Origin of the sequence: Streptomyces thermocarboxydus, from assembly GCF_024760485.1 — a bacterium.
GTDB classification, from domain to species: domain Bacteria; phylum Actinomycetota; class Actinomycetes; order Streptomycetales; family Streptomycetaceae; genus Streptomyces; species Streptomyces cellulosae.
The window spans coordinates 6724421-6742808 of sequence record NZ_CP058273.1 but is presented as its reverse complement, the minus strand read 5'-3'; the positions used below and the strand labels follow the sequence as shown (position 1 = coordinate 6742808).

At 73.1% G+C, this 18388-nt stretch carries 19 protein-coding genes; 9 read left to right on the top strand and 10 right to left on the bottom strand.

The genetic code is table 11. The features are described 5' to 3' along the window. Nucleotides 1–9: 9 nt before the first annotated feature. Nucleotides 10–768, bottom strand: a complete 759-nt coding sequence (locus AY578_RS34185) for an RICIN domain-containing protein (RefSeq protein WP_420341324.1) — start codon at nucleotides 766–768, stop codon at nucleotides 10–12. 130 nt (nucleotides 769–898) lie between these two features. On the opposite strand from AY578_RS34185, the gene AY578_RS34180 reads away from it, so the two are divergent. Further along, nucleotides 899–1648, top strand: a complete 750-nt coding sequence (locus AY578_RS34180) for a hypothetical protein (RefSeq protein WP_420341323.1) — start codon at nucleotides 899–901, stop codon at nucleotides 1646–1648. A 596-nt stretch (nucleotides 1649–2244) separates the two neighbouring features. Here AY578_RS34180 and AY578_RS30830 read toward each other — a convergent pair. The 3 genes from AY578_RS30830 to AY578_RS30820 form a co-directional block, all read right to left on the bottom strand. Next, nucleotides 2245–2622, bottom strand: a complete 378-nt coding sequence (locus AY578_RS30830; RefSeq protein ID WP_258906515.1) for a toxin Doc — start codon at nucleotides 2620–2622, stop codon at nucleotides 2245–2247. Nucleotides 2623–2625: 3 nt separating this feature from the next. Continuing rightward, nucleotides 2626–2871 carry a hypothetical protein gene (locus tag AY578_RS30825; protein WP_026243285.1) on the bottom strand — a complete coding sequence of 82 codons (246 nt, stop codon included), beginning with the start codon at nucleotides 2869–2871 and terminating at the stop codon, nucleotides 2626–2628. Between the two features lie 131 nt (nucleotides 2872–3002). Further along, nucleotides 3003–5246: a glycoside hydrolase family 9 protein gene (locus AY578_RS30820; protein WP_215047853.1), complete on the bottom strand. Its 2244-nt coding sequence runs from the start codon at nucleotides 5244–5246 to the stop codon at nucleotides 3003–3005. Between the two features lie 244 nt (nucleotides 5247–5490). Between AY578_RS30820 and AY578_RS30815 the strand changes: the two genes are divergently transcribed. After that, entirely contained in the window at nucleotides 5491–7866 is a 2376-nt protein-coding gene (locus AY578_RS30815; protein ID WP_019521264.1) for a SpoIIE family protein phosphatase, read from the top strand. A gap of 55 nt (nucleotides 7867–7921) precedes the next feature. On the opposite strand, the gene AY578_RS30810 is transcribed toward AY578_RS30815, so the two are convergent. Both AY578_RS30810 and AY578_RS30805 read right to left on the bottom strand, forming a co-directional pair. Further along, the gene (locus tag AY578_RS30810; protein WP_019521265.1) at nucleotides 7922–8890 is read right to left on the bottom strand and encodes an aldo/keto reductase; all 969 of its coding nucleotides are present in this window, start codon (nucleotides 8888–8890) and stop codon (nucleotides 7922–7924) included. Nucleotides 8891–8972: 82 nt separating this feature from the next. Continuing rightward, nucleotides 8973–9497, bottom strand: coding sequence for a flavoprotein (locus tag AY578_RS30805; RefSeq protein ID WP_136237544.1), 525 nt, complete (start codon nucleotides 9495–9497; stop codon nucleotides 8973–8975). 165 nt (nucleotides 9498–9662) lie between these two features. On the opposite strand from AY578_RS30805, the gene AY578_RS30800 reads away from it, so the two are divergent. Next, nucleotides 9663–10295, top strand: coding sequence for a LysE family transporter (locus AY578_RS30800; RefSeq protein WP_028959006.1), 633 nt, complete (start codon nucleotides 9663–9665; stop codon nucleotides 10293–10295). A gap of 263 nt (nucleotides 10296–10558) precedes the next feature. Here AY578_RS30800 and AY578_RS30795 read toward each other — a convergent pair whose 3' ends face one another. Then, complete coding sequence (locus AY578_RS30795) at nucleotides 10559–12286, bottom strand: SpoIIE family protein phosphatase (protein ID WP_136237546.1); 1728 nt, start codon at nucleotides 12284–12286, stop codon at nucleotides 10559–10561. Nucleotides 12287–12563: 277 nt separating this feature from the next. On the opposite strand from AY578_RS30795, the gene AY578_RS30790 reads away from it, so the two are divergent. After that, a complete protein-coding gene (locus AY578_RS30790) occupies nucleotides 12564–13007 on the top strand; it encodes a nitroreductase family deazaflavin-dependent oxidoreductase (protein ID WP_019521270.1) in 444 nt (147 codons plus the stop codon). A gap of 83 nt (nucleotides 13008–13090) precedes the next feature. Here the strand turns inward: AY578_RS30790 and AY578_RS30785 are convergent, their stop codons facing one another. After that, nucleotides 13091–14038, bottom strand: a complete 948-nt coding sequence (locus AY578_RS30785; RefSeq protein ID WP_052183218.1) for a cation diffusion facilitator family transporter — start codon at nucleotides 14036–14038, stop codon at nucleotides 13091–13093. Between the two features lie 135 nt (nucleotides 14039–14173). Between AY578_RS30785 and AY578_RS30780 the strand changes: the two genes are divergently transcribed. Continuing rightward, nucleotides 14174–15202, top strand: coding sequence for a glutathione S-transferase family protein (locus AY578_RS30780; RefSeq protein WP_019521272.1), 1029 nt, complete (start codon nucleotides 14174–14176; stop codon nucleotides 15200–15202). Between the two features lie 51 nt (nucleotides 15203–15253). Then, a complete protein-coding gene (locus AY578_RS30775; protein ID WP_019521273.1) occupies nucleotides 15254–15565 on the top strand; it encodes a DUF4235 domain-containing protein in 312 nt (103 codons plus the stop codon). Nucleotides 15566–15698: 133 nt separating this feature from the next. On the opposite strand, the gene AY578_RS30770 is transcribed toward AY578_RS30775, so the two are convergent. Beyond that, entirely contained in the window at nucleotides 15699–16091 is a 393-nt protein-coding gene (locus AY578_RS30770) for a VOC family protein (protein WP_028959009.1), read from the bottom strand. A gap of 250 nt (nucleotides 16092–16341) precedes the next feature. On the opposite strand from AY578_RS30770, the gene AY578_RS30765 reads away from it, so the two are divergent. From AY578_RS30765 to AY578_RS30755, 3 genes are all read left to right on the top strand, one after another. Further along, nucleotides 16342–16716, top strand: coding sequence for an anti-sigma factor antagonist (locus tag AY578_RS30765; protein ID WP_019521275.1), 375 nt, complete (start codon nucleotides 16342–16344; stop codon nucleotides 16714–16716). 123 nt (nucleotides 16717–16839) lie between these two features. Continuing rightward, entirely contained in the window at nucleotides 16840–17502 is a 663-nt protein-coding gene (locus tag AY578_RS30760; RefSeq protein ID WP_210635226.1) for a DUF4230 domain-containing protein, read from the top strand. Nucleotides 17503–17572: 70 nt separating this feature from the next. Next, the gene (locus tag AY578_RS30755) at nucleotides 17573–18049 is read left to right on the top strand and encodes a VanZ family protein (RefSeq protein WP_019521277.1); all 477 of its coding nucleotides are present in this window, start codon (nucleotides 17573–17575) and stop codon (nucleotides 18047–18049) included. A gap of 58 nt (nucleotides 18050–18107) precedes the next feature. Here the strand turns inward: AY578_RS30755 and AY578_RS30750 are convergent, their stop codons facing one another. Further along, the gene (locus AY578_RS30750) at nucleotides 18108–18383 is read right to left on the bottom strand and encodes a hypothetical protein (RefSeq protein WP_037777998.1); all 276 of its coding nucleotides are present in this window, start codon (nucleotides 18381–18383) and stop codon (nucleotides 18108–18110) included. Nucleotides 18384–18388: the final 5 nt, after the last annotated feature.

Here is an 18388-nt window from a genome sequence, read left to right as displayed (position 1 = left end):
GCCCACCGGTCAGGACAGGCCGGCGTAGCGGGCGTCGGGGGCCGTCGGGCCGGTGACGGAGAGGGACTCGCTGGACGCGTCGGCGGACCGGACCGGTTCGGCGGCCCAGCGCTGCTCCACGGTGCGGTCGCGCACCTTGACGACGATGTCGGCATTCGCGTCAGGGGTCGCCGGGGTGAGTGCCAGCTGCACGTCCCAGCGCGGCACCAGCTCGCCCTGGACCGTGAGGTCGTAGCGCACGTCGTTCGCGGTCCGGTCGCCGGAGTCGGCGCAGGCCCCGAGCACGACCACGCCGGCGTCCTTGTGGGAGTCCAGGCACAACCCCGGGTCGGCCACGCTGCGCAGCAGCCCGTCCTCCTCGTACGTCCACTGCTGGGTCCACGCCGTGGAGCACTCCGCCAGCCGGGCGCCGGAGCCGTCCTGGGGCTCCTCGCGGGTGTCCAGGCAGAGGCCGGAGGCGATGTTGCGCAGCCGGGTGCGGTCCGGCGCCGAGGGCAGCCCGGCCGCGCCGGGCGGGGAGGCGGACGGCACGGCGGCCCGGCCGCCCGCGCCGGTGGCTCCGGTCGGGTCGGCGGTGCCGCCGTCCGGGGTGGACGAGCCGGCGATGAGCACGCTGACCAGCACGCCCGCGGACACCGCGCCGAGTCCGGTGAGCAGGGTGCGGGTGGAGCGCACCGGGTCGGGCAGCGCCATGGCGAGCCGGTCGGGCACCGGGATGCGGGACAGCAGCCGGTGCCCGGGCGCCCGCCCGGCCGTCCCCGCCGCCACGGCGACGGCGGCGTCCGGCGCGGCCGGAGCGCGGTCCTGACCCGGCGCGGCCCGGTCGTGAGTCGAGGTAGCGCCGGGCCCCCCACCCCAGCACCGCTTCCGCGAGGAGCGTGCCCAGTCCGGACTCGAAGTGGCCGAGCTGCTCGGCCGCGTTGCGGCAGTAGCGGCACTCGGCCATGTGCCGGCGCACGTCGGGCAGGAGCTCGCCGCCCCGGCGGATGGGCACGTCGAGCAGCCGGTTGTAGAAGCGGCACTCCTGCGTGGGCGCCAGCTCCTGGTGGGCGCGGACCAGTCCCTGGCGGAACTTGTCGCGGGCCTGGTCGAGGGCGCCGGACGCGAGGTCGACGTCCGTGCCGAGCAGTCCGGCGGGCACGGATATCGGCTCGGCCTCGACCTCGACGTGCCAGAGCAGGCAGCGGGCGAGCGCGGGCAGGGACCGGTACGCCCGCTGGGCGAGGGTGCGGTTCTCCGGCGTCATCGTCGTCGCCGCGCGCATGCCCCGTCCGCCCGCCGGCTTCAGCAGCCCCGGCAGCACCTCGGCCACACGGTCGTCGGCGGCCCACTCGCGGACCGTGTCCCGCACTCCCACGAGGAGGACGGGACGGAGGGCCACGGCGGACTCGCCGAGGGCGACCCGGTCGAGCACACGGTGCAGGGCGGCCCCGGTGACCATGGCGGCGGTCCGCCCGCCGGAGGCGAGGCACACGGTGGCGTAGTCGTGCATCGCGTGCCAGTGGCGCGCCGTCAGCAGGGCGACGGAACGCGCGGCTTCCGCCTCCGGACGTCCCCGCAGCCGCGCGGCCAGCGCCTCGTCGGACTCCCCGGGATCACCGCCCGGCGGGGGATAGGGAGGACGAGGGGGGTGGGGGGTGTGCACTGAGATTGGTTCCTTCCCACAGCGCATGTGACATTCGAGCGTTTCCGACACCGAAAAGGGATGCAGGACTGGTGCATACCTCTTGGTGTGGCGCGGGGGGCGGGAATTGTCGGCGGCGCTTCCGAACCGGTTCATCAACTCGCGAGCGTCCCCGGCCTTTACCCCCTCACGGGTGGCTCACTCTCGCACAACCCGTGTGCGGCCAACAAGGCGGTCGGGCAACATCCCCGCGTTGACAGAAAGTCAAAAGGAGAAAGCGCTACGCACGTCGCGTTCCGGCATTCACGGCCCCTTTTCCGGGACGGTGAGGGGTTCCCTGAAAAGGGGTGACGGGAAGGTGTGGCCAAGGTGTGATGCGAAGGCGCGCGCCACTCCCCCGGTGCGTCTTTTCCGCGGTGCGCACCCCGTGTGAACGGCGCGTCCGCACCGCCGGGCCGCGCACGCTGCCGGAGGACGCGCGGGCGCGGTGCACTGGGGGAACCCTTCTCGGAGGTCACGCGCGGCGACGGCGGCACTTCCGCGCGCCCGGCCGCCGGCCCGCTCCCTCCCGCCCCTCGGCCGGCGGCCACGGGAAGGCGTCTCTCAGCTGTGGGCGGGCGTCAGATCTGCCAGGACCGCAGCCGGTCGGCGGCGCCGTACACGTCGGTCGCGCCGGAGATCAGGACGCGGGCGAGGTCCACCAGGGCGCCGTAGGGCGGGTCGATGCCGGCCCCGCTGACGTACATGTAGGCGACTGCCGTGGCGCAGGCGAAGCGGGCGTTGGCCGAGGGCAGCGGACGGAGCACGGCGAGGGTGTGCAGCAGGGCGGCGGCCCGCCAGGCGGCGTCGGAGTTCACGCCGAGCCGGGGCGGGTCGACGCGGTGCCGGGCCACGGCCGCCACGAGGGCGGAGAAGTCGTTGATCGTGGGCTGGTCCGGGAGGACCTCCTCGTGCCGCTGGAGCAGCCAGGGCACGTCGATGTGCAGCACGGGCGGCATCGGTCAGGCGGCCCGTCCCGCGCCCTTGGCGGGCGGTTCGTCGTCGGGGAACGCGGCGGCGAACTCGTCGGCGTGCGTGGCGAAGAAGCGGCGGAAGGCCTCGGCGCCCTCCTGGAGGGCGCGGTGACGGGCGATGTCCGCCGCTGCCGCCTCCCGTACGAGCGCCTTCATGGACGTACCGCGTTCCTTGGCGATCTGCCGCAGGTCCTCGAGCTCGCGGTCGCTGAACTCCACGTTGAGAGCTGGCATGGGATTACGGTACCGCTCGGGTACTGAACAGTAAATAGCCGCAGGTCGGAGTGGGTGCGGCGGGGTACCGGAGAGTACGGGCGCGGGCCGGTGACCCTGGTGGTCACCGGCCCGCGCGGGAAGGGGGACGGTCAGCCCTGGTCGGCCACGAAGGCGGCCATGCGGGTCAGGGCGGCGTTCCAGTTGATGGTGTGCTCGTTGGTCGACCAGGACTGGATGTCGTCGATGAAGCAGAACTGTCCGACGCAGCCCTGGAGCTTCGACTGGGCGTACGGGTCCTGGATGCTGGAGTTGGGTCCGCCGGACAGGGTGCCGGCGGGCGGGTTGGGCAGGTTCGGGTCGAGCTGGTGGGCGTACCACCGGCTGTGCTGGTTCTTGGCGTGGACCTCGCCGTAGCCGGTGACGTAGGAGATGTTGAGCGCGTTGCGGCCGAGGATGTAGTCCATGCTCTGCAGCGCGCCGTCCCGGTACTTCGCCGCGCCGGTGAGGTCGTAGGCGGTGGCGAGGACGACGGCGTTGTTGAGCACCTGGTGGTTGGAGCCCCAGTCGTAGACGTTGCCCTGCGGCGCGTACGGCAGGCCGTACGGGTGCGCCTTCAGGGTGGCCAGGTAGCGGTCGGCGCCCGCGACCACGGAGCGGCGCACCGTGTCGAGGCCGGGCAGCTTGTTCGGCACCGTGGCGAGGTCGAGCCGGCCGGCCGCGGCGGTGCGCGCCCAGTCGAAGCCGGTCGGGCCGAAGATGTCCGCGGTGTGCACCGGCGAGTTCACCACGTGGTCCCTGAACTTCCGCTCGCCGGTGGTGAGGTAGAGCTCGGCGGCCGCCCAGTAGAACTCGTCGGACACGGTGTCGTCGGGGTAGGCGCCGCCGCCGATGCCGTCGTCCGGGTCCGCGATGAGGTCCGGGTGGGCCAGCGCCGCCGCCCAGGCCTTGCGCGCCGCCGCCAGGGCGCGGTCGGCGAACTGCTTGTCGTAGGGGCGGTACAGCCGCGCCGCCTGGGCCGCCGTGGCGGCGAGGTTCAGGGTGGCGGCGGTGGTCGGCGGGTGCAGCTCGCGCTTCTGCGGGTCGTCGCTCGGCAGCAAGGGCAGCCCGGTCCACTGCTCGTCGTGGATCTTGTGGTGGGCCATGCCGGCCAGCGGCTCGCCGTCGGGCACCTGCATCTTCAGCAGGAACTCCAGCTCCCAGCGGGCCTCGTCGAGGAGGTCGGGGACCTTGTTGCCGCTCTCGGGGATGTTCAGCGTCCCGTCGCCGAGCTTGTGCACCCGGCCCGTGCGGGCGTGCTGGGCGCGCTCGTAGGTGCTGAGCACCTCCCAGGTGCTGATGCCGCCGTTGACGACGTACTTGCCGTGGTCGCCGGCGTCGTACCAGCCGCCGGTGACGTCCAGGGTGTAGTCGCACTCCCCGGGCCGGCAGGGCACCGCGCCGTCGCCCTGGTTCGGGGCGACGTCGACGTGACCGGCGGCGCGGCCGTAGCCGGGGCGCAGGTCCTCGCGGATCGCCACGCCGCTGCGCTGGGTGTAGTAGTACTTCGCCGAGTCCAGCCGCAGCCGCTCGTAGATCTTCGCGTCGATGTCGAAGGGGTGGCTGGTCCCGCCGTCCGCCGTCAGGGTGAATCCGGTGCCGCGTCCCCGGTAGGAGCCGAAGTCGACGGAGTGCACGTTCTGCCCGGAGGAGGCGTCGACGCCGCGCGGCACGGTCCAGCCGGTGCGGACCACCCGGCCGGCGCCGTCCTTGAGCTGCCAGGCCAGCTTCTCGGTGGCGTCGGTGACGAGGGTGGCGTTCTTCGGCCCGTCGGGCAGATAGCCGACCTGGTTCACCCGGACGCGCGGCCCGGTGTCCGGCTCGTACGGCTCGGGGGCGACGCCGCCGAGCAGCGACACGTCGTCCACGCAGAACCGCCAGGGGTCGGGACTGCCGCCGAGCTGGAAGGCGACCTGGGCCCGCTCCGTGCCGGCCGGCGCGGTGAAGGTGTACGAGTAGGTGTCGCCGGACGCGCTGAGCTGCGGCGACACCTCGTGGTAGGTGTCGTACGGGTCCACCTGGAGGCCGACGACCGCCCGGACCACGTGACCGGCGGGCGAGCCGGTCGCGCTGAAGGAGAAGCGGTACGTCTCCCCTTCCTGGAGGGTGATGTCGTTGTGGCCCACGATCGCGTCCCAGCGGTTGGCGGTGCCGCCGGGCACGTCGGCGCACAGGCGGCCGTCGGAGACGCCCGCGGTGACGCCCTCGGAGGCCCACCAGGGGTCGGTGCCGTTGTCGAACGTGCCGTTGCGGATCTGCTCGACCTCGTCCGCCCCGGCCGGGGCTGCGGGCATCGCGGCCAGCGCGGTCGCCAGCAGACCGGTGAGGGTCAGCAGCGCGGTTCTGCGTCGTTTCACGTCTGGGCTCCTCTGCGGAGGTACGGGGGTACAGGGGCGCGAATGGGAGCGCTCCCAACTCCGTGCGCCGCCCATGGTTGTGGCAGATGTGACACCCCGTCAACGGTCGTGACACGAAGAGGGCGCTTCGGGGCGGTACGGAGGCGGCAGCACCGGTTCCCGTTCATGTCGCGCGCGGACGCACTAGGCTGGGACTCTGGCGATACACCGGTTCACGGTGAGTGTGCGCGATGGAGTGGCGACGATGAGGCCGGACGACCCGTTCGACGATGCGGTGACGGCCCGGGCCGTCATCGCCGCCGACGGCACGCTCACGCGGTGGAGCGAGGGGGCACGCCTGCTGCTGGGACACCGGCCCGAGGAGGTCGTCGGCCGCCCCGCCGCCGACCTGCTGGCCGACAGCACGGGACCGCTCCCGCTGCCCGAGGACCGCTGGAGCGGCACGCTGGTGCTGCGCCACCGCGACGGCGGCACGGTGAGCGCGTGGGTCCTCGCCCACCACCGGCAGCCCTCCGGGGACGGCCCCGGCGAGTGGCTCGCGGTCACCCCGCTGGAGGCCACCGACCACGACCTGCCCGACGATCCGCTGGTCAGGAAGGCCGTCTTCCAGTCGCCCTGCGCCACGATGGTCTTCGACCAGGGGCTGCGGCTACGCGGGGTCAACGACGCGATGGCCCGGCTCCTCGGGCTGCCGGCCGACCATCTGCGCGGGCTGCGGCCCACCGACATCGGGGGCCGCGCGCAGCACAGCGAGCTGGAGCGGCAACTGCGGCACGTGCTGCGCACCGGACGGCCGCACGACATGCAGACCCATATGAAGGCCAGGGCCGAGGCCCACCCGCACGCCTGGCTGGCCCGGCTCGCGCCGCTCACCGACCGGTCGGGGCGGGTGCGGGGCGTGTGCGTGACCGCCCACGACTTCACCGAGCAGTACCGGGCCCGGGAGCGGCTGCTCCTGGTCAACGAGGCCAGCTCCCGCATCGGCACCACCCTGGACGTCACCCGCACGGCACAGGAGCTCGCGGAGGTCTGCGTGCCCGCGCTCGCCGACTTCGTCTCCGTGGAACTGCTGGAGCCGGAGGACGGGGGCGAGGCGTCCGGCCGGCTGACCCCGCCGGTGTCGCTGCGCCGGGTCGCCCGGCAGGCGCTGACCCGCGACACCCCCTCGGACTCCGCCCAGGTGGGCGAGGTGATCGTCTACCCGGAGAACTCGCCGCAGGCGGACTCGCTGGCCGCGGGCCACAGCATCGTGGCCTCCGTGCCGGCCGGCGATCTGGACTCCTGGCTGTCGGAGGACGAGACGCAGGCCCGGCGGATCGAGAAGTTCGGCGTGCACGCGATCCTGTCCGTGCCGCTCCAGGCCCGCGGCACCACCCTCGGCGTGGCCGCCTTCGCCCGCTTCAGCCAGCCTGAGGCGTTCACCCACGACGACGTGCTGCTGGCCGAGGAGGTCACCGCGCGCGCCGCCGTCTGCATCGACAACGCCCGCCGCTACTCGCGGGAGAGGGAGACCACGCTCACCCTCCAGCGGAGCCTGCTGCCCCGCACCCTGCCGCGGACGGCCGCCCTGGAGGCGGCCAGCCGCTATCTGCCGGCCGCGCGCTCCGGGGTGGGCGGCGACTGGTTCGACGTGATCCCGCTGTCCGGGATGCGGGTCGCCATGGTCGTCGGGGACGTCGTGGGGCACGGCATCCAGGCGTCGGCGACGATGGGCCGGCTGCGCACGGCCGTGCGCACCCTCGCCGACATCGACCTCGCCCCCGACGAACTGCTCACCCACCTCGACGACCTGGTGCTGCACCTGTCGGAGGAGGCCGCCGGCGACTCCGGGCCCGGAGAGGTCGGCGCGACCTGTCTGTACGCGGTGTACGACCCGGTGTCACGGCGCTGCACGCTGTCCCGGGCGGGGCATCCGCCGCCCGTGCTGATCCCGCCGGGCGGGACCGCGCACCATCTGGAACTGCCGTCGGGGCCGCCGCTGGGACTCGGCGGACTGCCGTTCGAGTCGGCGGAGTTCGAGCTGGCCGACGACAGTGTGCTGGCGTTCTACACCGACGGGCTGGTCACCTCGCGGGGGCGGGACCCCGACCAGGGCGAGGTCCTGCTGCTGGAGGCGCTGTCCGGGGCGTCGGGTCCGCTGGACGAGACGTGCGACCGGGTGCTGAACAGCGTGCTGGCGCCGGGCGGCGCGACGGACGACGTGGCGCTGCTGCTGGCCCGGCTGCGGGGGCTGCCGTCCTCGCAGGTCGCCACCTGGGACATCCCGGCCGATCCGGCGCTGGTGGCGCCCATCCGCAAGCAGGTCCTCGACCAGCTCGCCGCGTGGGAGCTCACCGAGGCCTCGTTCACTGCGGAGCTGGTGGTGAGCGAGCTGGTCACCAACGCCATCCGGTACGGCGCCCCGCCGATCCGGCTGCGCCTCATCCATGACGAGGCGACCCTGATCTGCGAGGTCTCCGACGCCAACCACACGGCTCCGCATCTGCGCCGCGCCAAGACCTGGGACGAGGGCGGCCGCGGCCTGCTCCTGGTCGCCCAGCTCACCCAGCGCTGGGGCACCCGCCACACGGCGGAGGGCAAGACGATCTGGGCGGAGCTGACGCTGGCGGACATGGAGTGACCCCGGCGGGGACCGCTTCCGTGGAGGTCGGCGGTCCCCGCCGGGGCCGGACGTGTCAGTGGCCCGCGATCGGGTGGGGGGTGTACGGCTCGGCGAGCTCCTCGAGCTCCTTGTCCGTCAGGGTGAGGTCGACCGCCGCCACCGCGTCCTCGATGTGGGACGGCTTGGCCGCGCCGACGATCGGTGCGGTGACGGTGTCCTGGTGGAGCAGCCAGGCGAGGGCGACCTGGGCGCGGGGGACGCCGCGGGCCTCGGCGACGCGGGCGACCGCCTCGACGATCGCGCGGTCGCCCTCCTGGTAGAGGGTGCTGCCGAACTGGTCGGTGGCGCTGCGCTCCGTGGTGACGTTCCAGTCGCGGGTGAGCCGGCCGCGGGCGAGCGGGCTCCACGGCAGCACGCCGACACCCTGGTCCGCGCAGAGCGGCAGCATCTCCCGCTCCTCCTCGCGGTAGAGCAGGTTGTAGTGGTTCTGCATGGACACGAACGTCGTCCAGCCGCGCAGTTCGGCGGTGTACTGCGCCTTGGAGAACTGCCAGGCGTACATCGAACTGGCCCCGATGTAGCGGACCTTGCCCGCCTTGACGGCGTCGTGCAGCGCCTCCATCGTCTCCTCGACCGGGGTGTGCGGGTCCCAGCGGTGGATCTGGTAGAGGTCGACGTAGTCGGTGCCGAGGCGGCGCAGGCTGTGGTCCAGCTCGGTCATGATCGCCTTGCGGGAGAGGCCCGCGCCGTTGGGTCCGGGCCGCATCCGCCCGTGCACCTTGGTGGCGAGGACGATGTCGTCGCGGCGGGCGAAGTCGCGCAGCGCCCGGCCGACGATCTCCTCGCTGGTGCCGTCCGAGTACACGTTCGCCGTGTCGAAGAAGGTGATCCCCGCTTCCAGCGCCTGCCGGATCAGCGGCCGGGACGCCTCCTCGTCGAGGGTCCACTCGTGGTTGCCGCGGCCGGGGTCGCCGTAGGTCATGCAGCCCAGGCAGACGCGCGAGACCTCCAGGCCCGTCGAACCGAGCTTCACGTACTGCATCGTTGCTGCTCCTGCCGTCGGGAACGGTTGCTGTCGCAGGAGCGAGCGTACGTCTTCGCGCGCACTCGAAGAGGAGTGCCGCTCAGCGGCTGCGCAGCAGGTCCAGGACCCGCTCCCAGCCGAACTCCCGCTGTGTGCCGCCTGCTTCCCCCTCCCCCGCGTACGGGTCGGCGAAGCGGACGCCCATGCCGCGCAGGCGGGCGACGGAGTCCTGGTAGGCGGGGTGCGCGGCCAGCGCGTCGGCGACGCGGGGCAGGACGGCGATCGGCACGCCGAGCCCGGCCGCCTCGCACAGGGTGCCGACGGCGAGGGTGTCGGCGATGCCGGCGGCCCACTTGTTGACGGTGTTGAAGGTGGCCGGGGCGACCACCACGGCGTCGGGCGCCGGGAAGGGACGCGGGTCGTCGGGGCGGCGCCATGCGGAACGGATCGGTCGGCCGGTCTGCGTCTCGACGGCGGCCGCGTCGAAGAAGCCGTTCATCGCGGTCGGGGTGGCGATGACGCCGACCTCCCAGTCCCGCTCCTGCGCGGCGGTGATCAGCTTGCTGACGTCCGCGGCGACACCGGCGGCGCAGACGACGACGTAGAGGAAGGGCTTCTCGGTCACCCCGGCACCCTAGCCAGCGAAAACCGCTTGCCGGTACCGGGCGTCGGCCCCCAGGATCCCTCCCATGTCCACGCACATGTTCCCTCTGCTCCCGTCCGCCCTCGCCGTCGTCGCGGGCCGACAGCAGCAGTCCGGCGCCCGGGAAGGCACGACTCGCCCGCGTCCGTGACCGCCGCGCTGCTCGCGGGGCTGCTCGCCGGGTACGGCATCGCGGTCCCCGTGGGCGCCGTCGGCACCTACCTCGTCTCCCTCAGTGCCCGTACGTCCCTGCGCACCGGCGTGTGCGCGGCGCTCGGCGTCGCCACGGCCGACGGCCTGTACGCGCTCGCCGCGGTCCTCGGCGGTTCCGCCCTCGCCTCGGCGCTGCGCCCCGCCCTGGGCCCGCTGCGCTGGGTGTGCGTCCTCGTCCTGGCCGCCCTGGCGGCATGGGGCGCGGCCGGAGCGCTACGGCAGTACCGCGGCCGCCGCCTCACCACGCGGACCGCGCCGCCGCCTCCGGGCGCCCTGCGGGCGTATCTGGCGCTGCTGGGCCTCACCCTGCTCAATCCGACCACGGTGATCTACTTCGCGGCTCTGGTCCTCGGCTCGCAGGGCGGGTCGGCGGCCGGGGCGACGGAGCGGTCGGTGTTCGTGACGGCGGCCTTCGCGGCCTCGGCGAGCTGGCAGGTCCTGCTGGCGGGCGGCGGCGCCCTGCTGGGCCACGCACTGACCGGCCACCGGGGACGGCTGGCGACGGCGCTGGTGGCGAGCGGGGTGATGACGGCGCTGGCACTGCGGATGGCGTTGGCACCCGGATAGCCCCTCCGGCGCGTGAGAAGCGGGGTCCGGAACGAAGCCCCGGGCCACCCGCACCCCCTCCGGCACGCGAGGAGCCGGGTCCGGGACGGAACCCCGGACTACCCCACCCCCTCCGGCGCTTGAGGAACCGCGCCCGGAACGAAGCCCGGGTTACCCGCACCCCCTCCGGCACGTGAGAAGCGGGGTCCGGGGCGGAGCTCCGGGGTCGGGTAGGGGAAGGGGCGGCGGGGGCGGAACACCTCGTGCGGCACCCCGCCGCACCCTCACCGCGCCCGCGCCAGCAGCAACGTGACATCGTCCTCCGGCGCCCGCGGCAGCGTGTCCACGACCGCCGTGCACAACTCCGTCAGGGAGGAATCACGGCCCGCCCGGTCAAGAGCCCTCCGCACCCGCTCCATCCCGACGTCGATGTCGTGCCGACGGTCCTCGACCAGCCCGTCCGAATAGAGGGCGATCAGCCCACCCGGGGGCAGCTCGAGAACCGCAGCCTCGCAGGGCGGCAGCCCGTACCCGAGCGGAGTCCCGTGCGGCAGATCGGGGAAGCCGAGGCTCCCGTCGGCCCCGCTGACGGCCGGCGGCGGATGCCCCGCCAGGGCGACCGTGCACGTACGGGCAGCCGGGTCGTACACGGCGTACACACACGTCGCCCCGACGGAGCAACACTCCGCGTCCGCCTCGTCCGCCTCCACGAGATGCACGGACGCCCGGTCCAACCGGGTCAGCAACTCCGCCGGAGGAAGATCGAGGTCGGCGAGCGTACGGATCGCCGTCCGCAACCGCCCCATCGCAGCCGCGGCAGCGATCCCGTGTCCCACCACGTCCCCGACGACCAGCGCGAGCCGCCCCCCGGACAGCCCGAACACGTCGAACCAGTCCCCTCCGGCGCTGTACTCGGCGTCGGCGGGGACGTAGTGCGCGGCCACCTCCATGGCGTCGCCCCCGTCCACCCGCCGCGGCAGCAGACTGCGCTGGAGGGTGAGCGCGGCGGTCCGCTCGCGCGTGTAGCGGCGGGCGTTGTCGAGGCTGAGCGCGGCGCGGGCGGCGATCTCCTCGGCGAGCAGCCGGTCGCCGTCGTCGAACGGGGCCGGGTTGTCGGCGCGGACGAGGACCATCACGCCCATGAGCAGGCCGCGGGCCTGGAGGGGGACGATCAGCAGCGAGTGCATGCCGAACCGGCGGATCTTCTCGGCGCGCGCCGGGTCGTGGTCCAGCCAGGTGCCGGGCGAGGTGTCGATGTGCGGCTCCAGCAGGGGCCGGCCGGTGTGCAGCACCCGCATGAAGGGCGACGCCTCGGGGACGTACACCGCCTCCCCGGACGCCCACAGGGACTCGGGGGCGCCGTCGTGGACGGAGGCGACGCCGGCGCGGCGGAAGGTGGGCACGCGTCCGTCGGCGGTGCCGAGGCGTTCCAGCGGCTCGCCTCCGAGCCGTACCGCCTCCGTCAGATCGACGGTGACGTAGTCGGCGAGCAGCGGCACGGTGAAGTCGGCCAGTTCCTGCGCGGTGCGCACGACGTCCAGGGTGGTGCCGATACGGGCGCCGGCCTCGCTGACCACGGCGAGGCGGTCCTGCACACCGCGTCCGCTGCGTACGTCCAGCACCAGCAGGGCCACGCCCAGCGGGCGGCCGTCGGGGTCGTCCAGGCGCAGGGCGGTGGCGGCGAGGAAGCGGGGCCGCCGGTCGCCCTGGCCCACGGGGACGCGGTAGGGGCGGCCGATGACGCAGGCGCCGGTGTCGAGCACCTCGCGGAGGGTCGACTCCAGGGCGGCCGCGTCACCGGACAGGGAGGCGTGGGGCGGCAGGCCGAGCCGCTGCTCGCGGGGGATGCCGTCGTACCGGGTGAGGACGTCGTTGGCCCAGACGCAGCGCAGCTCGGTGTCCCACACGGCGAGCCCGAGGCCCGCGTGCGTGAGCAGGGACCGCAGTACGGGTCCGGCGGAGCCCTCGAGGAGTTCCTCCGGGCCGGGCGGTCGCGCGTCCGGTGCTGCCACGGTCCAGCCTCCCGGGGTCGGTCGCACCTGTGCCGCACGTCAGGGCCGCCGAAGGGGGGGCGACGATGCGCGGAGGGGCCTTGGTCCATGGAAACGGGGTCCCGGCGCCGCGCGCAACTCGCCCGGCCGTCCTGCCCGCACGGCGGGGTCGGACGGTGTTTCCTGGGCACTGGTCCTCCTCGGCCGGACACGCCCGGCCCGTACGACTTCCGGGTGCGGCGGGTGCGGAGCGATGATCGACCCGGCCGCACAACGCGAGAACGATGGGACGGATGCCATGCCTCTCGAAGGCGAGTACGAGCCCAGCCCGACGGCCTGGGTGCGGGAACAGGTGGAGCTGATCGAACGGTCCGGCGGCACGGAGGGGACGACGCTGCAGGGCAAGCCCGTCGTCGTGCTCACCAGCCGGGGCGCGAAGAGCGGCAAGCTGCGCAAGACCCCGGTGATGCGGGTGGAGCACGACGGTCGGTACGCGGTGGTCGCCTCGCTGGGCGGCGCGCCCAAGCACCCGGTCTGGTACCACAACCTGAAGGCCCACCCGCATGTCGAGCTCCAGGACGGCCCCGACAAGTGGGACATGACGGCCCGTGAGGTCACGGGCGAGGAGAAGGCCGTGTGGTGGAAGCGCGCGGTCGAGGCGTTCCCGCAGTACGAGGAGTACCAGAAGAAGACCAGCCGGGAGATTCCGGTCTTCGTGCTGGAGCGGACCGACCAGGGCTGAGGGTGGACGCGGACGTCCCGGGAAACGTCGAGAATTTCTCGGACCGGCCGCGCATGAAGCCCCGGCCGCCGGGCACACGAGCGTCAGGCCCCGCCGCGTTCCCCCGTCGCGGCGGGGCCCTCCCATGCCTCCGCCGCCCCGCGCTCGGTGACGTCGAGGAACACCTGGGCCGCCTCGGGGACCACCCGGACGATGGACCGCTTGATGCGCACGGCGACCTGTTCCACCCGCTCGCTGTCCAGTCCCGGCACCAGGTCGACACGGGCGGCCACCAGGGCGGTGTCCAGCCCGGTCTTCATGGTGAACAGCGCCTCCACGCTGTCGATCTCCGGCTGGGCGCGCAGCAGTTCCCGGATCCGGTCGCCGGTCCGCGGGTCGGCGGCCTCGCCGATGAGCTGGTCGCGGGCCTCGCAGCCGAGCCGGTAGGCGACGTAGCCGAGGAGCAGCCCGATGGCGAGCGAGGCGGACGCCTCCCACACCACCTGCCCGGTGACCATGTGCAGGACCATGCCGGCCATGGCGAGGGTGACGCCGACGACCGCGGTGCCGTCCTCGGCGATGACCGTGCGCAGTGCCGGATCGCTCAGTCCGCCGCCCTGGCGGCGCACCTGGTACAGGGCGCGCAGCAGCGAGCCGCCCTCGGCGAGGAACGCCACGCCGAGCACGACGAGCCCGGCGACGTAACCGCTCAGGTGCTCCTCTCCCCCGTTCCGCAGGGCGTCGATCCCCTGGTAGAAGGAGAAGCAGCCGCCCATCACGAAGATGCCGACGGCCGCGAGCAGCGACCAGAAGAACCGTTCCTTGCCGTAGCCGAAGGGGTGGCGGCGGTCGGCCGGGCGGCGGCTGCGGCGCAGGGCGGCGAGCAGGAAGACCTCGTTCACGCTGTCCGCCACCGAGTGCGCCGCCTCCGACAGCAGCGCGGGGGACGACGCGACCAGGCCGCCTACGGCCTTGGCGGCGGCGATCACGAGGTTGGCCGCGAGCGCCACCAGGACGGTGAGCCGTGTCTTGCGATCCGATCGTGTAGTCACGACGGCCGATTGCCCCGGTCGGCGCAGCTCATACCGTGCGGCCGGGGGAAAACGGGGAACGCGGTGACAGGGACGGCGCAGGACCGACGCGTACCGACGAGTTCCGACGAGTTACGACGACAGAGGGAGACCACCATGAGCGGCCGCGACGACGCGGGCGGCGGCAACAGCGCGTACGGCAGGAAGGCGTTCAAGCGGTCCCGGGCGCACTTCCAGGACCGGATCACCGCGGACGGGCGGGACGGGTGGCCGGTGGAGGCCGGGCGTTACCGGCTGGTGGTGAGCCGCGCCTGCCCCTGGGCGAGCCGGGCTCTGGTGTCGCGGCGGCTGCTGGGGCTGGAGGACGCGGTGTCCCTGGCCGTCGTGGACCCCGTCCAGGACGACCGCAGCTGGCGTTTCACCCTGGACCCGGACGGACGCGACCCGGTGCTCGGCATCCGCTACCTCAGCGAGGCGTACGACCGGCGGGAGACGGACTACCCGGGCGGGGTGAGCGTGCCGGCGATCGTGGACGTGCCCAGCGGGAAGCTGGTCACCAACGACTATCAGCAGATCACCCTGGACTTCGCCACCGAGTGGACGGCCCTGCACCGCGAGGGGGCGCCCGACCTGTATCCCGAGAAGCTGCGCGACGAGATCGACGCGGTGATGGACGATGTCTTCCGGGACGTCAACAACGGGGTGTACCGGGCGGGTTTCGCCACCGGGCAGGAGGAGTACGAGGCGGCCTTCACGAGGCTGTTCCGGCGACTGGAGTCGCTGGAGCGGCGGCTGGAGCGGCAGCGGTACCTGGTCGGGGACACCATCACGGAGGCGGACATCCGGCTGTTCACGACGCTGGTGCGGTTCGACCCCGTGTACCACGGCCACTTCAAGTGCAACCTGTGGAAGCTGGCGGAGAACCGGGTGCTGTGGGCGTACGTCCGCGACCTGTACCAGACGCCGGGGTTCGGCGACACCGTCGACTTCGACCACATCAAGCGGCACTACTACCAGGTGCACACCGGCATCAACCCGTCCGGCATCGTCCCCCTCGGGCCCGACCTGTCCGGCTGGACGACTCCCCACCACCGTGAGGAGCTGGGCGGCCGGCCGTTCGGCGACGGCACCCCGCCCGGCCCGGTGCCGCCCGGCGAGGAGATCCCGGAGCGGGGGCGCCCCTGACCGACCACCCCTGACGACGCAGACGGTACGCAGCCGATCTAGGAGAACGACGTGGCGAAGAAGAACAAGAAGGCGAAGAAGAAGCTGCCCCTGGCGTACAAGCCGATCGGCTTCGCGCTGGGCTGGACCAGCGGCACCGTGGCGGGCATGGCCTTCCAGAAGACCTGGAAGGTGATCAGGAAGGAGGACAACGCGCCGGACGCGCTGGACCGCGACCGCGGCTGGGGCGAGATTCTGCTGGCCGCGGCGATTCAGGGGGCGATCTTCGCGGCGGTGCGGAGTGCGGTGGACCGCGCCGGCGCGAAGGCGATCGAACGGTCCACGGGGACGTGGCCCGTTCCCGACACGGGTGGCCGCGACTGACCGTCACCGTCACGAGGCTCCGCCCCGAGCCCCGGTCCTCGAACGCCGGACGGGCTGCATGTAGCCCGTCCGGCGTTCGAGGACGGGGCCCGCCAGGGCCGAAAGGGGGCGAGGGGCGCAGCCCCCGACACGCTCACCCCTGCTTGGGTGCCATAGGCACACCCCTCCGCACGGTGAAGCTGTGACCCGCAGGGTCGGCATACCCGCGTTCCTCCGCGGCGCCGGCCGCATCACCGCTCTCCGTCGGGCGCCCGCCCAGACTCACGATCTTCCGCTCCACCCCGTCCAGGTCCTCCGCCACGAACTCGAGGTGCGCCTGGAGGGAGTTCTCCGGGCGCGGCCAGCTCGGCGCGGTCGCGTTCATGTCGCGGCGCAGGGCCAGGCGGAAGCCGTCGGCGGAGCGGAGCTCCACCCGGTTGGCGGTCGCGTCGACATGCTCCGCCTCCAGCAACTCCTTGTAGAACTCGGCGAGTTTCTCGGGTTCGGCGCAGTCGAGCACCACCACGCCCGTGGTCACCAGTGCCATGTCTCCTCCGCGGAGTCGGGTGCGGGGCGGTCCGGCCCCGTCCCATGGACGCCTGTCCGCGCTCCCGCCTTTCAGTCATCGACGACGTAGCCATCGATCAAAGTGGCGAAAAACTCGGTCGCAAGACGAAGACATATGTCATTCGAACATGCTCAAATGCAGTCGTCCGCAAGTAACTCGCGCGCCGGGGGCCGGTGTTGGGGCCGGCGGCCCTCCCCGGAGCACCCGGTTGGCTGGAGGCGATGGCGTCGTGCGGTTCGAACCCCCGCCGCTGACGCGGCATCTGCGCGTGCGCCGCGACCGGGGCCACACCGTGCTGGAGCTCCACGGTGAGATCGACATCGCCGCCGCCACGGAGATCACGCCGCACCTCGATCTGGCGACCGCCGAGCCGGACGCCCGCGTCGTCGTCGACCTGACCCACGTCACGTTCTTCGACCTCTCCGGGCTGCGTCTGCTCTACCGGGCCCGGCACCGTCTCGCCGACGGGCGGCTGCAGTTGGTCTGCGTCCATCCGCTGACCCTGCGGATGCTGCGCATCACCGGTCTGACCCGGCTGCTGCCGCCGTGGCCCTCCCTGGACGCGGCGCTGACCGCGCCCGAGTCGAAGCCCGGGCCGGTGTAACCGCCGCGGGTCCGCCCGCCCGTGCGCCCCTCCGTGCCCCCGATGCGAGGGCCGGTCCCCCAACTCCCGTGCCTGTTCCCTGAGATGGCGGGCATGCGGACGGGAGGAAGGAGGGCCGTCACCATGACGACTCCGGTGAAGCGACCGACCGCGCGCGTGCCCGGCTGGGTGAAGGCGCTGGGTGCGACCGTGGTGGTGCTGGCCGTGCTGTTCGCCGGGATCCGGCTGAGCGTGCTGCCGGGCCTGAAGGACCTCTTCGGCACGGAGACCCGCGACCGCTCGGGACCCGCGCTGCTGGAGTCCATCCAGGACATCAGCCGCTACGACGCCGCCTCGGGCAACTTCCAGGTGGTGGTGGACCTGGAGAAGGACACCAAGTTCCTTCCGGACGCGATCCGCGGCAGCCGCACCCTGTACGTGGGCGCGGGCACCGTGGACGCGTACGTGGACCTCGGCGGGCTGAAGGAGGGCGACGTCCGGGTGGACGAGGACCGCACCTCCGCCGCCCTGACGCTGCCCCGCGCCCGTCTCGGCACGCCCGCGCTGGACGTGGACCGCTCCTACGCCGTCTCCAAACAGCGCGGCCTGCTCGACCGGCTCGGGGATCTGTTCTCGGACAACCCCAACAGCGAACAGGCCGTGCAGAAGCTCGCCGTGCGGCACATCCGCAAGGCGGCCGAGGAGAGCGAACTGACCGCGCGGGCCGAGGCCAACACCCGCGGAATGCTCCAGGGTCTGCTGCGCTCCCTGGGGTTCGAGCGGGTGCGGATCACCTTCGCGCACTGACCGGACTGTGCGGCCCGACCGGGGGTAACCGCCGTAGCACTCACGCACCTTGACGACTGGAGGACTTCCGATGGCCCGCGCCGCCCCCCAACCGCTCCCACTGCCCCTCAGGCTGCTGGTGCTCCTGTGCGCCTTCGCCGTCATGGTGGTCTTCGCGGTCGTGCTGGCCCGGCTCACGCTGCAGCCGTCCCCCGCCTCGGAGGCCCTGACGCACACCAACCTGCACCCGGGCCGCTCCCTGCGGGCCTATCTGGACCAGCCGGGGCTGCGCGACGCGATCAAGCAGATCGGCGGCAACATCCTGCTGGGCGTGCCGTTCGGCGTGCTGGCCCCGGTCGTCGCGCCGCGCACCCGGGGCTTCCTGCGGATCCTCGTCCTGACGGCCGTGGTGATGCTGCTGGTCGAGGTGGCACAGGGCCTGCTGGTCACCGGCCGCGCCTTCGACATCGACGACGTCATCCTCAACACCGCCGGGGCGCTGCTCGGTTACCTGCTCGTGGGCCGTCGCATGAGCAGGGCCGTCCACGCGCGGCGCAAGAAGGAGTGAGCCCGCTCCACGGCGCGCCGCACGCCTCCGTCCCCCGCGGGCGGGGGCGTACGGCTGTCTAGGGCTTCTCCTTCTGCTCCTCGCGGACCCGCGGGGCCTGGCGCGAGGACCAGGTGAACTTGTCCCCGCCCACCCAGCGGACCGTGTCGGGGTCGTCCAGGTCGTGCACCTTGATGCCGTACGCGGCGGCCGCCTGCAGCACGTCGGTGATGGACCTGGCCTCGCCGACGACCTGTCCGTCGATCTCCACGATCCGGAACGGCGGGTCTCCCGGCTGCACCCCGAGCACCGTGATCCGCGGCTGTGACATGTACGGAGTCGCGCTTTCGGTCATGCATC